The 14,508-nt window shown below is 64.3% G+C and carries 6 protein-coding genes and 3 pseudogenes; 5 read left to right on the plus strand and 4 right to left on the minus strand.

Going from position 1 to position 14,508, the window contains the following annotated elements; genetic code table 11:
* Positions 1-23 precede the first annotated feature (23 nt).
* The gene (locus ACQVLG_RS16120; RefSeq protein ID WP_474290131.1) at positions 24-1,181 is read left to right on the plus strand and encodes an esterase-like activity of phytase family protein; all 1,158 of its coding nucleotides are present in this window, start codon (positions 24-26) and stop codon (positions 1,179-1,181) included.
* Here ACQVLG_RS16120 and ACQVLG_RS16125 read toward each other — a convergent pair.
* The 4 genes and pseudogenes from ACQVLG_RS16125 to ACQVLG_RS16140 all read right to left on the minus strand — a co-directional run bounded on the left by ACQVLG_RS16125 (position 1,150) and on the right by ACQVLG_RS16140 (position 8,732).
* Positions 1,150-3,309, minus strand: coding sequence for a putative bifunctional diguanylate cyclase/phosphodiesterase (locus ACQVLG_RS16125; protein WP_474290133.1), 2,160 nt, complete (start codon positions 3,307-3,309; stop codon positions 1,150-1,152). The genes ACQVLG_RS16120 and ACQVLG_RS16125 overlap by 32 nt on opposite strands.
* Position 3,310: 1 nt before the next feature.
* Complete coding sequence (locus tag ACQVLG_RS16130) at positions 3,311-6,166, minus strand: hybrid sensor histidine kinase/response regulator (RefSeq protein ID WP_474290134.1); 2,856 nt, start codon at positions 6,164-6,166, stop codon at positions 3,311-3,313.
* Positions 6,167-6,469: 303 nt separating this feature from the next.
* Positions 6,470-6,670, minus strand: coding sequence for a YbdD/YjiX family protein (locus tag ACQVLG_RS16135; RefSeq protein WP_010396213.1), 201 nt, complete (start codon positions 6,668-6,670; stop codon positions 6,470-6,472).
* Positions 6,670-8,732: pseudogene (locus tag ACQVLG_RS16140) on the minus strand (carbon starvation CstA family protein). Before ACQVLG_RS16140 ends, ACQVLG_RS16135 begins: the two are co-directional and overlap by 1 nt.
* Before the next feature lie 243 nt (positions 8,733-8,975).
* Here ACQVLG_RS16140 and ACQVLG_RS16145 point away from each other — a divergent pair.
* From ACQVLG_RS16145 to ACQVLG_RS16160, 4 genes and pseudogenes are all read left to right on the plus strand, one after another.
* A complete protein-coding gene (locus ACQVLG_RS16145) occupies positions 8,976-10,346 on the plus strand; it encodes a cache domain-containing protein (protein WP_474290136.1) in 1,371 nt (456 codons plus the stop codon).
* A gap of 11 nt (positions 10,347-10,357) precedes the next feature.
* Positions 10,358-10,989 (plus strand): annotated as a pseudogene (locus ACQVLG_RS16150) (response regulator transcription factor).
* Positions 10,990-11,252: 263 nt separating this feature from the next.
* Positions 11,253-12,377: an EAL and HDOD domain-containing protein gene (locus tag ACQVLG_RS16155; protein WP_474290137.1), complete on the plus strand. Its 1,125-nt coding sequence runs from the start codon at positions 11,253-11,255 to the stop codon at positions 12,375-12,377.
* A 1-nt stretch (position 12,378) separates the two neighbouring features.
* Positions 12,379-14,423, plus strand: a pseudogene (locus ACQVLG_RS16160) (putative bifunctional diguanylate cyclase/phosphodiesterase).
* The last annotated feature ends 85 nt before the right edge of the window (positions 14,424-14,508 follow it).

Genomic DNA, 14,508 nt, shown 5'->3' on the forward strand with positions numbered 1-14,508 from the left:
CTGCCGACTCAATGATACCGATCATGCCTCCATTGTTCCACCGCGCGCGCACCGCGCTTGCCCTGGCGTCCGCCGCCATTCTGCTTTCCGCCTGCAACATCCCGCCCGCCTCGCATTACGCCGATGCGGATGCCGTGGGCGGCCTGCGCCTGATCGGCGAGCAGCGCATTGCGCTCAAATACGCGTTCGAGGGCACCACGGTGGGCGGCTTGTCCGGCATCGACTACGATGCGGCCAGCAATACCTGGGTGATGGAAAGCGATGACCGCTCGGAAATCAATCCGGCCCGCTTTTACCGCGCCACGCTCAGCTACGACAGCACGGCATTCTCTGCCGTGACCTTCAACAGCGTGCATTTCTTCACGCAGCCCGACGGCAGCCGCTATCCGAACCTGGCCCATGCAAAGCTGGACCGGGGCGAGCAGGTGCCCGACATCGAAACCATCCGCGTCGATCCGCGGGACGGCAGCCTGTGGTATGGCAGCGAAGGCAACCGCAAGGTGGGCTTGCACCCGTTCGTGCGCCACGCGGACCGCGATGGGCATTATCTGTCTACCTTGCCCACGCCCGCCATGTTCAATGTGTCGAAGGAAGAAATCGGTTCGCGCAACAACATGAGCTTCGAGGCGCTGTCGTTCTCGTCGGACGGCAAGAGCCTGTGGCTGGGCATGGAAGCGGCCCTGTACCAGGATGGCCCGCTGGCCACGCCAGATCGCGGTTCCGTGGTGCGCATCACGCGCCTGGACCGCGCCGGCAAGGTGCTGGGCCAGTATGCGTATCTGATAGAGCCGGTGGCGTCGCGGCCCGCGCCGGGGCGCGAAGCGGACAATGGCGTGTCGGAAATCCTCGCCGTGAACGGCCATCAGGTGCTCGTGGTGGAGCGGGCCGGCGTGGCCAACGCGGACGGCCTGTACACGAACCACGTGCGCATCTATGCGATGGACACGCAGGGCGCCACCGATATCCAGGCCATCCCCGCGCTGGCGGGCGCAAGCTATGTGCCGGCGCGCAAGCGCCTGCTGCTGGACCTGGAAAAGATCGGCCTGTCCCGGGTCGACAATATCGAAGGCATCAGCTGGGGCCCGCGCCTGGCGAACGGCCGCCGCAGCCTGGTGATGATTTCTGACGATAATTTTAATCCGCAGCAAGTCACGCAAATCCTTGCCTTCGAAGTGCTCTAGTTTCCAGGCTGGCCAGCTGGCCCGTCTGCCTGGCCAGCATGGCCGTGATCGTGTCGTGCGGCGACGGGTGGCCTAAAAAGTATCCCTGGGCCATGTCGCAGCCGTATTCTTCCAGCATCACCAGCTGCTCGTCCGTCTCCACGCCCTCGGCCACCACCACCATCTTCAAGCCGTGCGCCATGGCGATGATGGCGCGCGTGATGGCCGCGTTTTCCGTATCCTGCGGCAAGCCGGCGATAAAACTCTTGTCGATTTTCAAGGCCCGCACGTCGAAGCGTTTCAAATAATTCATCGACGAGTATCCCGTGCCGAAGTCGTCGATCGACAGGTAGACGCCGATGCCGCGCAATTGCTCCAGGGTCACCATGGTGGCGCGCGCGTCGTCCATCAACGTCCCTTCCGTCAATTCCAGTTCCAGCAGCCGCGCGTCGAGGCCCGTGTCGGCCAGGGCCGACAGCACGATCTGCATCAGGTTTTCATCCTTGAATTGCTTGGCCGACAGGTTGACGGCCATGCGGATGGCGCGCCCGCCATCGTTTTGCCACGCCTTGGCCTGGTTGCACGCCGTGCGCAGCACCCATTCGCCGATGGGCACGATCAACCCCGTCTCCTCGGCCAGCGGGATGAATTCCGTAGGCGAAATGATGCCCCGCTCGGGATGGCGCCACCGGACCAGCGCTTCCACGCCGACGATCTGCGTGCTGGGCACGTCGATCTGCGGCTGGTACAGCAGGTACAGCTCGTTGTTCTGTAACGCTTTGCGCAAGCCCACTTCCATCTTGACGTGGCTCATGATTTCCATCGTCAGCGAGGAGCTGTACAGCTTGGCGTTGTTCTTGCCGCAGTTCTTCGCGTGGTACATGGCCGTGTCCGCGTATTTGAGCAGCGAGTTGCAGTCCTCGCCATCTTCCGGATACAGCGAGATGCCGATGCTGGCCGTGACGAAAATCTCGTGCCCCTCGATCATGAAGGGCCGGCGCATGGCTTCTTTTACGCGGTGCGCCACGTTCAGCGCGTCTTCCACGCGCTCCAGGTCGGGGATCAGAATCGTGAATTCGTCGCCGCCCAGGCGCGCCAGGTTGCTGCCGCCGGAGCTGGGCCCGAACTCGTGCTCGGCGCGCAGCACCAGGTCGCTGGGGCGGATGGTTTCGCGCAGGCGCTCGGACACCACCTTGAGCAAATGGTCGCCCACGTCGTGGCCCAGGGTGTCGTTGATGCGCTTGAAGGCGTCGAGGTCCATGAACAGCACGGCGAATTTCTTGTCGTGCTCCTTCGAGCGCAGCAGCTCGCGTTCCAGCGTTTCCAGGAAAGCCTGGCGGTTGGGGATGCCCGTCAGGCTGTCGCAATAGGCGAGGCGGCGGATCTGCTCTTCCGTGCGCTTGCGCTCGCTGATGTCGCGCACCAGGCCCAGCACCTCGTCGGCCCCCGTCGCCACCAGGCGCGCCTCGAAATGGCGCGTGCTGTCTTCGTGCGTGAGCGTGTAGTCGACGGAGCCGATATGCTGCGTGGCCAGCACGGCGTGCGCCTTGTCCAGCAGGCGCGCGGCGATTTCGGGCGGCAGCACGTCGCGGATATGGCTGCCCACGCAGTCGCTGAGGGAAAAGCCGGCGCTGGCGTCATGCCCCTGTTCATAGTCGAGATAAAAGCCTTCGCGGTTCAGGCGGAAGAAGGTGTCGGGGATGGCGGCCAGCACGGCGCGGTTGTGCGCGTCGGCGATGCGCAGGCGGGCGATGGCGTCGCTGGCGCGCAGCACGTACAGCACGCGGTGTCCCAGGATGGGCCAGTTGATGGGCTTGGAAATGAAATCCGTGGCGCCCACCTCGTAGGCGCGCGTGACGGCTTCCAGTTCGTCGCCGCCCGTGACCATGATGATGGGCACCGTGCCGCCCACTTCCTGGTGGCGGATTTCGCGGCACACGGCAAAGCCGTCCATGGCGGGCATGTCGACGTCGAGCATGACCAGGTCGGGCCCGCTGTGCTTGTAGCTGGCCAGTGCCTGCACGCCGTCTTCGGCCTCGATCACGTCCAGGCCCACTTGCGTGAGCATTTGCCGCATCAGCAGGCGCATCACGGGATCGTCATCGGCCACCAGCACCAGGCCGCGGGGAGGGGAGAGGGGCGCTGTCATGTCAGTGTTCCTTCACGAGGATGGCGTTCAGCGATTCGCGTACGGACAGGAAGGCTTGCTGCATCTGCTGCAGCAGGATGGCCGCGCCCTCGGTGCTGCCGGCGCGGCCCAGTTTTTCCATCTCCTTGCACAGCTGCGCCAGGCCATCGGCGCCCACGTTGGCGCTGCCCGACTTGAGGCTGTGCGCCACCTTGCGCAGCGCTTCCGCATCCGCGCCCGCAATCGCCTCGCGCATGGCGCTCAACTGGCGCGGCGTCTCGCTGGTAAAGGCGAGGATGACCCGTTCCAGCAGCGCATCGCCATCCGTGCCGGACAGGGCGCGGATGTTTTCCAGCGCCTGCCGGTTCAGCGGCTGGCCCGCCGGCGCGGCGGCGGATGGCGGCGTTGCCACGGGCGGCGGTTCGGGAGGCGCCTCCTGCGGTGCTTCGCTGTGGTGCACGGTGGCCGCGCGCGGCAGGGTGATCCAGCGCGCGATCGTGTGGCCCAGGTCCTGCTGCGTGAACGGCTTGCTCAGGTAATCGTCCATGCCGGCCGCCAGGCACGCTTCGCGGTCGCCCTGCAGCGCATTGGCCGTGATGGCGACGATGGGCAGCACGCGCGCGTGGCCGCACTGCTGTTCGTGGCGGCGGATTTCCGCCGTGGCGGCAAAGCCATCCATCACGGGCATCTGGCAATCCATCAAAATCAAATCGAAATCCTCGGCCTGCGCCGCCTGCAGGGCTTCTTCGCCGTTGCGCGCGCACACCACGTCCAGGCCCAGGCTGTCGAGCATGGCCAGCGCCACTTCCACGTTGACGGGATTGTCCTCGGCCAGCAGCACGCGGCGGCGCTGGCGCCGGCCCACCTGGCGCGCCGTGTGCGGCGGATGGATGCGCAGGCTGTCGCTGGCGCGCGGCGGCGTGACGATGCAGTCGAACAGATCGCATTCGCGGGCCGGCTTGATCAGCTGGTAGGCCACGCCCGCCTCGCGCCGCTGCACGGGGTCGGCCGCCGCCTGTTCCGTGCTCAGCAGCAGTAACTTGAGGTCGGCCAGCAGCGGGTCGCTCTTGATGTTGGCGGCTAGGGCCAGGCCGCTGGTGCGCGGCAATTCCATGTCGAGCAGGGCCACGGCATACGGCGTGCCGGCCTGCGCGGCCGCGCGCAGCTTGCCCAGGCAGTCGCTGGCCGTGCCGGCGCTGTCGCTGACGATGTGCCAGCTGGCCAGTTGCCGCTCCAGCACGGCGCGCGTGGCGGGTGTGTGGTCGACGATCAAGGCGCGTAACCCTCGCGTGGTTTTCAGGTTGAAGGACGGGTCATCGCTGTCGACCCGCCGCTTATCGAAATTTACTTCGAACCAGAAGATCGAGCCTTGCGTTAAAGCATTATCAACGCCGATAGTGCCGCCCATCAGCTCCACCAGCTGTTTCGAAATCGTCAATCCCAGGCCCGTGCCGCCGTGCTTGCGCGTGGTCGAGCCGTCCGCCTGCGAAAACGATTCGAAGATGCGCGTCTGCGCTTCGCTCGACACGCCGATGCCCGTGTCGTGCACCTCGAAGCGCAAGCCCACGCTGGGCGCGTCTTCGCTGCACACTTCCACTTTCACGGTGACCTTGCCCGTTTCCGTGAACTTGATGGCGTTGCCCAGCAAGTTGACGATGATCTGGCGCAAACGGTTCGGGTCGCCGCAGATGGCGATGGGGATGTCATAGGCGATATCGAATTCCAGGCTGATATTCTTCGCTTCCGCCTGCGGCGCGAATACGTGTTCTATGTCGTCGAGCAATTCGCGGAAATTGAAGCGGATGTATTCCACGCTCAGCTTGCCCGCCTCGATCTTGGAAAAATCGAGGATGTCGTTGATGATCACCAGCAAATTCTGCCCGGAACGCTGCACCATGCTCGTGTAGTGGCGCTGCTGCGGGCTCAACGGGCTGGCCAGCAGCAATTCCGTCATGCCCAGCACGCCATTCATCGGCGTGCGGATTTCATGGCTCATGGTGGCAAGGAACGCGCTCTTCGCCTGGCTGGCCGCCTCGGCCGCATCCTTGGCCTTTTCCAGCTGCGCCGTGCGCACGCCCACCTGGCGTTCGAGCTGGTCGCGGTAATTGGCCAGGGTGCTGTCGCGGCTGTCGATCTGCGCCAGCATGTCGTTGAAACTGTCGATCAGCACGCCCAGCTCGTCGCTGCGCTGGTGCGCGATGCGGTGGCTGTAGGTCTGGCTGCTCGACACTTTTTGCGCCGTATCAATCAGCTTGGTGATCGGTTCGGCGATCACGCTTTTAAAGCGCCGCGCCAGGAAGACGGCGATCAGGAAAGACAGCACGGTGGCGCCGCCGATGGCGCCCACATGGCGGCCGATGTCGCGCCACATATGGTTCAGGTCTGCCTCGATCAGCACGGCGCCGATGATCTGTTGCGGCTCGCCTGGCCGGTAGACGGGCCGGTACAAGCGCATGGCGGGCGCCAGGGTCGTGCCCGAGCCTTGCGTGACGGGCTGCACGGCCATGTCGGCCAGCAGGGCCGGGTCCATGTCTTCCGGCGCCGGCAGGCCGTCCGCATGCTGCGGCGCGCGGTACAGGGCGAACAGGCGCCCGCCCTTGTCGAACAGGGCCGCCTGGGCCACCTCGTCGCGCGCCGACAGTGCCGCCAGCACCTGTTCCGCCTGCGCCTGCGCCGGCTTGCCTAGCAGCATCGGCGCCGCGCTGGCCGCGCCGATCACGCCCGCCAGCGACAGCAGTTGCTTGCCTTCATCGTTTTTGTGGTTGAGCACGGAAGTCAGCGCAAACGCCACGAACACCAGCAGCAGCGCGCAGCCCGACGACAGCACCGAGATCATGGTCAGCTTCTGGCTGATGCTGGAGCGTTGGAAATTGAACATGAATTCGCTGCTTCCCCGGTCGCCCGTTGACTGTTATTTAATTCCTATTGGAAAAATATAGACGCGAAGACACATCCCGATATTGATGTGGGTCTAATGGAGGAGAGGGGAGGGGAACTTATAAGAGAGGAAATGAATAGGGCGGCCCAACAAGACCGCCCTCAAATTATTGCTGAGCAACAACACATGACCCAGCCGTAGCGAGCGGAAGGGAGAGGCGGCCGAGAAGCGCAACCGTACTAAAGTACGGTGAGCATCGCAAGCCGCCTATACCGACGCGCAGCAGGCTGGGTCAGGTGTCCGCTAACAACAACCGCCGCGTTTGCCGGCGCCGCCGTAGCGCGCTTCCTGCCGTTCGCGGAAAAACTCTTCATACGTCATCATCGGCTCGCCGGGATGGGTCACTTCCCGGTGCGCCACGTAGGTGTCGTACTCGGGCAAGCCGCACATGAGCCGCATGCTTTGCCCCAGATACCGTCCCGCCTTGATGATTTCGTCGATCATCATTGCACCGTGGGCATGGCCTGGAACGGCGTTTCCTTGGTGCTAGGCTTGCTGTCGGCGCGCGCCTTCAGGATGGTGCGGATGCCGAAGAACAGCACGCTGATCACGACGATGACGAAGAAGGCGGCTAGGCCGGCGTCCAGGTAATCGTTGAAGATGATCTGCTGCATCTGCGCCACCGACTTGGCCGGCGCCAGCAGGGTGCCTTCATCGAGGGCTGCCGAATATTTCTTGGCATGCGCCAGGAAGCCGACGCGCGGGTTGGTATCGAAAATCTTTTGCCAGCCCGCCGTCAGGGTGCACAGCAGCAGCCAGATGGTCGGCGTGATGGTGACCCACGCATACTGGCCACGCTTCATCTTGAACAGCACGCAGGTGCCGAGGATCAGCGCGATGGCCGCCAGCATCTGGTTGGCGATGCCGAACAGCGGCCACAGCGTATTAATGCCACCCAGCGGATCGACCACGCCCTGGTACAGGAAATAGCCCCAGGCCGCCACGCACAGGCCCGTGGCCAGCAGGTTGGCGATGACGTTTTCCGTCTGTTTCAGGCTCGGGACGAAGCTGCCCAGCAAATCCTGCAGCATGAAGCGGCCCGCACGCGTGCCCGCATCGACGGCCGTCAGGATGAACACAGCGCTTCGAACAGGATGGCGAAGTGATACCAGAAAGCCATCATGGCCTTGCCGCCGATGGCACCCGAGAGAATCTGCGCCATGCCGACGGCCAGGGTCGGTGCGCCGCCCGCGCGCGAGATGATGCTGTGTTCGCCAACGTCCTTGGCCGTCTGCGTCAGCATGTCCGGCGTGACGTAGAAGCCCCATTGCGAGATCGCCTGTGCGGCGGACTCTGCCGTGGTGCCGATCAGGGCGGCCGGGCTGTTCATGGCGAAATAGATGCCCGGCTCGATGGTCGAGGCGGCCACCAGGGCCATGATGGCAACGAACGATTCCATCAGCATGGCGCCATAGCCGATGAAGCGGGCGTGGCTTTCGTTTTCGATCATCTTCGGCGTGGTGCCCGAGGAAATCAGGGCGTGGAAGCCGGACACGGCGCCGCAGGCGATGGTGATGAACAGGAAGGGGAACAGATTGCCCGACCAGACGGGGCCGGAGCCGTCGATGAACTTGGTCATGGCCGGCATTTTCAGGTAAGGCGCGACGACGATGATGCCGATGGCCAGGCCCAGGATGGTGCCGATCTTCAGGAAAGTCGACAGGTAGTCGCGCGGCGCCAGCAGCAGCCACACGGGCAGGACCGAGGCGATGAAGCCGTAGCCGATCAGCATCCATGTCAGTTCCGTGCCCGTGAACGTGAACATCGGGCCCAGCACGGCGTGTTCCTGCACGTACTGGCCGCCGATGATGGCCAGCATCAGCAAGACGAAGCCGATGATGGAGATTTCGCCGATGCGGCCCACGCGGATGAAGCGCGAGTACACGCCCATGAACAGGGCGATGGGAATCGTCGCCATCACGGTGAAGCTGCCCCATGGCGAACCGGTCAGCGCCTTGACGACGATCAATGCCAGCACGGCCAGGATGATGACCATGATCATGAAGCAGCCGAGCAAGGCGATCATGCCGGGGATTTCGCCCAGTTCAGCCTTGATCAGGTCGCCCAAGGAGCGGCCGTCGCGGCGCATGGAAATGAACAGCACGATGAAATCCTGCACGGCGCCCGCAAACACGACGCCGGCGAGTATCCACAGCATGCCGGGCAGATAGCCCATCTGCGCGGCCAGCACGGGGCCGACCAGGGGGCCGGCGCCGGCAATCGCCGCGAAATGGTGGCCGAACAGCACATATTTATTCGTCGGCACGTGATCGAGGCCGTCGTTGTGCTTGAAGGCGGGCGTCATGCGGCGGGCATCGAGGCCCAGCACCTTGTCGGCGATGAACAGGCTGTAGAAACGGTAGGCGATCAGGTAGACGCAGACGGCGGCGATGACGATCCAGATCGCGCTGATCGGTTCGCCACGTTGCAGGGCAACAACGCCCAGGGACCCGGCGCCGGCCAGCGCAAGCGCTGCCCAGCCGAGCTGTTTGAAAATGCGGTTCATGCTTCCTCCAGAGATTGACGGGCGCTGTGCCGTGCGATGATGTGTGCTGCCGGGCCTGGTCGTCGCCAGTTTGGGTGTCAGTTTGGTGTATCTGCAGCTTATGGCGAGTATTCAGGAATCGTATAATTGCCGCAAGCGCACGACTACGCAGTAACGCTCAGTATTACTACGCAGACTGATCGCGGCGCCGCGACGTAAAATCACGCCTTCCCACCAGCAAAGACGCCGCCGGAGCGCCAGGCCATGAAACTCAGACAGAAAGTCATCTTCCTGGCCCTCACGCCGCTGATCCTCGCCCTGTGCGCTATCGCGTTTGCCGTGCGGCACCAGGCAATTACCCTGGCAGAGCAGCAGCGCGCCACCATCCAGCAAGCGTATCTGGCCAGCAAGGAAGCCGAACTCAAGCATTACGTGACCCTGGCCAGCCATTCCATCGCCTCTCTGTATCAGTCGGGCCGCAAGGATGCCGCCACGCAAGAGGAGGCCAAGCGCATCCTGTCCGCCCTCAGCTATGGCGACGACGGCTATTTCTTCATCTATGATTTGCAGGGCAATTCGCTGATGCATCCGCGCCAGCCCGAGCTGGTGGGGCAGAACCTGTGGCAGTTGCGCGACGCCGAGGGCAACCTGACCATCCAGCGCCTGATGCTGCGGGCGAAGGGCGGCGGCGGCTTCGAGCGCTACAACTGGATCAAGCCGTCGACCAACAAGTCCGCCCCCAAGCTCGGCTATGTGATTTTGATGCCGGAGTGGGGCTGGATGATGGGCACCGGCATCTACATGGATGACGTGGACCAGGCGCTGGCCAAGGTCGACGCCCAGCAGTCGCGCAATATCCGCTCGACCATGGAACTGATCGCCGCCATCGCCATCCTCGGTTCCCTGCTGGTGGCCGCCTGCGGCCTCGTGCTGAACCTGCGCGAACTGCGCGTGGCCGACGCCAAGCTGAAAGTGCTGGCGCAGCGCGTGGTCGAATCGCAGGAAGAAGAGCGGGCGCGGCTGTCGCGCGACTTGCATGACGGCATCAGCCAGTGGCTGGTGTCCATTAAACTGCAGATCGAGGCGGGCATCGCGCGCCTGGCTGGCAATGCCGAGCAGAAAGACAAGGCGCCCGCCACCTTCGAACGGGCCGCCGAGCAGCTGAACAAGGTGCTGGGCGAGGTGCGGCGCATTTCGCACAACCTGCGCCCGGCCATCCTCGACGACCTGGGCCTGGCCGCCGCGCTCGACCATCTGGTGCATGAATTTAACGACAGCAGCAGCGCGCAAGCCAGCTTCACGGCCAGCCCGGCGGCGGCGGGCGAGGGATTGCCCGACATGGTGAATACCGTCCTGTTCCGCATCGCCCAGGAAGCGCTGACCAATTGCGAGCGCCATGCCCATGCCAGGGGCGTGGAAGTGAGCCTGCGCGAAGCGGGCAAGGCCGTGGAATTGCGCATCGAGGATAATGGTGGCGGCTTCGACTTCGACGGCATCGCCCTGCACCCGCAGCGCGGCATCGGCCTGCGCAACATGACGGAACGCATGGAAGCCATCGGCGGCAGCCTGCACATCGCCTCGTCCCCGGCCGGCACCGTGGTGCTGGCGCGGCTCGATCTTCCCTCCACACACTAATAATGAGAACCATGAGCGACACGATCCGAATTTTGCTGGTGGACGACCACCCCCTCGTGCGCGACGGCTTGCGCGCGCGCCTGGAAGCGGTGGCGCATTTCGACGTGGTGGCCGAGGCGGGCGGCGCCGACGAGGCGCTGGCCCAGGCGCGCGCGCACCAGGTGGACCTCGTGTTGATGGATATCAATATGCGCGGCATCAACGGCATCGAAGCGACGGCGCTGTTCAAGCAGGCGTTTCCGCAGATTGCCGTGTTGATCCTGTCCATGCACGACAAGCTCGAATACGTGTCGCAGGCCATCGCCGCCGGCGCGCGCGGCTATGTGCTCAAAGATGCCCCAGGGAAAGATATCGTCTTCGCCATCGAGACGGTGATGTCCGGCGGTATTTATTACAGCGCCGCGCTGGCGCGGCAGCTGTCTCGCCCGCAAGTGCACGATTCCTTCCTCACCACACGCGCGAGCAGCAGGTGCTGCAGCACATCGCGGCGGGCCAGTCGAACAAGCAGATCGCCCGCGACCTGGACCTGAGCGTGCGCACGGTGGAAACGCACCGCCTGAACATCAAGCGCAAGCTCGGTATCGAAGGGCAGGCTGAACTGATCAAATACGCGGTCGAGCACGCGCATGGCGGCAGCGCCTGAGCAGGCGTACGGCGCCGTCTTTTGCCAAACCCGCATGACAGGCGGGTTTCTCGGTGGAATGTTTTTTTTGAACATTTATTGCCAAAATTAAACTGTTTCGTGGGTGAGATTCGGATAGAATGATTCTTGCTGTCGAAATGGCATCCCTGTCGGGCCAGGGTTGCCAATGCTGGCCAGTTTATTTACTATGGCGCCCTACCCACACTGAGATACCGATGTCAGCGTCTGAATCAAACCTGTTTCCGTTGGTGGGATTACAAGCAGTGGCCAATGCTCTTAACGAGTGGGTCGCTGTCACCCTGCATGTACCGCAGGCCTCGACGGCGCCGCTGCTGGCGGCGCTGGCCGCCGCCGATGCGTATGCCTTCCTGGCGCCGCTCGACTGCATCATTCCCCTGGCCGACCCGCATGGCGTGGACGAGGCCGTGCTGGCGCAACTGGCGCCGCAACGCACCATTTTCCGTTTGCCGGCGCAGCTTGCCGGCGACAAGCAGATTCAAAAGAAATGCCAGCAATGGCGCGACGCCGGCTACCGCATCCTGCTCGATGGCGATGATGCCGGTCCCGTGACGGCGGCGCAGGTCGAGGCGCGCGCCCTGAGCTTTGACGCGGCCGGCACCCGCCCGGCCCTGCATCAGCTGCTGCCCTTGCCGGGGCCGCACCTGGCCTACAACATCGCCGATGCGGGGCAGCTTGCCGCATTGCAAGAACTTGGCGTGAGCTGGTTTGCCGGCGATTACGCCTTGCACCAGGCGCGCCAGCAAAGCGAGCCGGAAGACGCCACTTCGCGGCGCCGGCTGCTGTCGCTGCTGGGCCTGCTGGCCCGCGATGCCGACGCGCACGAGCTGGAAGTGCCGCTCAAGCAAGATCCCTCGCTCAGCTATCATTTATTAAAACTGGTCAACTCGGCCGCCTTCGGTTTCACGGCGCCGATTACCGGCTTCAGCCAGGCCATCACCCTGCTGGGCCGGCGCCAGCTGCAGCGCTGGCTGCAACTGCTGCTGTATGCGCGGCAACAGGACGACGGCAAGATCCACGCGCTGCTGCCGCTAGCGGCCGTGCGCGCGGCGCAGATGGAAGCGCTGTGCCAGTTGCGCGGCGGCGACCGCGATGCGCAGGATCTGGCCTTCATGGCGGGCGTGTTCTCGCTGCTCGACGTCTTGTTGGGCATGCCGATGGAAGAGATCATCGCCACCCTGAACCTGGCACCCGAAGTGAGCGTCGCCTTGCTCGAACGCAATGGCGAGCTGGGCGCCTTGCTGGCGCTGGTCGAAAGCGGCGTGCCCCCGCCCGATGGCTTGCGGCGTGCCGGCATCGATGGAGAAACCTATTGGCGCAGCCTGCTACAGGCCTACCAGTGGGCCATCCAGGTCAGCCGGAACCTCTAGCATGACCTTGCTGCCGGTGTCGGATTCCCTCGGTGACAGCGCCGCCCTGTGCGATGCCGTCGTGCGTTTGCGCGGCCCCGCGCTGGTGGCTGAACTGGGCCGTATCGCCAGCGCCGTGATGGCCAGCCCGCATGGCCAGTTCCTGCCCGCGGCCGATGGCGCTGCCCGGCCCGCGCTGTTCCCCCGCGATACGCCCGCCTTGCTGCAGGAAATCAGTTTCGACGGCCACTGCTTCGGCCATTACAGCGTGGCCGGACGCAGCGCGTACAACGACGCCGACCGCCGCCACCTGGCCAGCCTGGCATCGCTGACGGCCGGCGTGCTGCAAGTGCATTCGCTGGCGCAACGTTCCACGCACGCCTACGCGCAAGTGGAAGCCTTGCTGGCGCAGCAGACGCAAATCCTCGACCAGCTGCATGAATCCGTGCTGACGATGGACTTGACGGGCTACATCACCAGCTGGAACAAGGGCGCCGAGCGCCTGTTCGGCTACACCTCGGTGGAAGCCGTGGGGCGCAACATCCTGTTCCTCTACGACGACGAAGACACGGGTTTCCACGACGCCTTCCTGGAGCAGGGAGGGCGCCTGATGGAGGTGCGCCGCCGAAAGAAGTCGGGCGAGATCTTCTGGGCCAGCCTGTCCCTGTCGCCGCTGCAAGACCTGGACGACAAGCCCATCGGACTCATCGCCTACCTCACTGACATCACGGAGCGCAAGCTGGCCGAAGAACGCCTGCACCACCTGGCGTATTACGACCCGCTGACCAGCCTGCCGAACCGCACCCTGCTGGCCAAGCTGGTCGACCAGGCCCTCAGCGTGGCGCAGCGCAGCAAGATGCTCGGCTGCGTGCTGTTCATCGACCTGAACCGTTTTAAGCTGATCAACGACACCCTGGGCCGGCGCATCGGCGACGAGCTGCTGCGGCAAGTCTCGCTGCGTTTCCGCCATGCCTTGCGCGACCAGGATCTGGTGGCGCGCCTGGGCGGCGACGAGTTCGCCGTCGGTCTGTTCGACATCGGCCAGCATTTCGAGGCCAGCATGGTGGCGCAAAAGCTGCTCGCTTCCCTGGTGGAACCGTTTTTGATCGAGGGCCACGACCTGCGCGTGGGCGCCAGCATCGGCATCAGCGTGTATCCGCAGGACGGGCAAGACGCGGAAACCCTGCTGCGCCTGGCCGACATCGCCATGTACCGCGCCAAGCAGGACAGCGGCGGCGAAGCGGAAAGCGTGGCTTTCTACAGCCAGGACATGAACCTGGGCATGCAGGCGCGCATGCGTCTGGAAACAGGCTTGCGCCAGGCCTTGTCGGAACAGCAACTGCTGCTGCACTACCAGCCAAAGTATGCGCTGGGCAGCGGCCGCATCATCGGCGCCGAAGCGCTGGTGCGCTGGCACCACCCGCAGCACGGCATGATCCCGCCCGCCGAATTCATCCCCCTGGCCGAATCGACGGGCCTGGTGGTGCAAGTGGGCGAATGGGTGCTGGAAGCGGCCTGTGCCCAGGCGCAAACGTGGAAACTGGCCGGCTTGCCGCCGATCCGCCTGGCCGTCAACGTCTCCGCGCGCGAATTCACGGCGGCCTTGCCCGCCAGGGTGGCGGCAACCCTGGCCCGCTACGGCCTGGAAGCGGCCTGGCTGGAACTGGAAATCACGGAAAGCACCCTGATGCACAACATCGAGAGGGTCATCGGCATCATGGACCGCATCACGGCCTTGGGCGTGGCCCTGTCGCTGGACGACTTCGGCACCGGTTATTCGAGCTTGTCCTACCTCAAGCGCTTCCCCATCGACACCCTGAAAATCGACCGCTCGTTCACCACCGGCATCCCGACCGACGCCAGCGACTGCGCCATCGCCAGCACCATCATCAGCATCGCCCAGCAGCTGCACCATAAAGTCATCGCCGAAGGCGTGGAAACGGCGCCGAGCAGCTGGCCTTCCTGAAGAGTTCCGGCTGCGACGAAGTACAGGGCTACCTCTTCTCGCGCCCATTGCCGGCGGCGGGGGAGTTCGAGAAGGCGCTGCGGGAAAACTGGGGCGTGTAAGGCATGTGTGCTGGCATGATTGTTTATGTCACAAGCAAAGAGCCGGGGGCGTTGGGGTAAATAAGGCCACGGGAGTGCTAGCCAT

The organism is Janthinobacterium sp. TPC_1, assembly GCF_056037845.1.

Excerpts from the sequence above, each read along its gene's own strand:
- ACQVLG_RS16120 (WP_474290131.1), top strand. The coding sequence starts at position 24 with ATGCCTCCATTGTTCCACCGCGCGCGCACCGCGCTTGCCCTGGCGTCC.
- ACQVLG_RS16125 (WP_474290133.1), bottom strand. The coding sequence starts at position 3,309 with ATGACAGCGCCCCTCTCCCCTCCCCGCGGCCTGGTGCTGGTGGCCGAT.
- ACQVLG_RS16130 (WP_474290134.1), bottom strand. The coding sequence starts at position 6,166 with ATGTTCAATTTCCAACGCTCCAGCATCAGCCAGAAGCTGACCATGATC.
- ACQVLG_RS16145 (WP_474290136.1), top strand. The coding sequence starts at position 8,976 with ATGAAACTCAGACAGAAAGTCATCTTCCTGGCCCTCACGCCGCTGATC.
- ACQVLG_RS16135 (WP_010396213.1), bottom strand. The coding sequence starts at position 6,670 with ATGATCGACGAAATCATCAAGGCGGGACGGTATCTGGGGCAAAGCATG.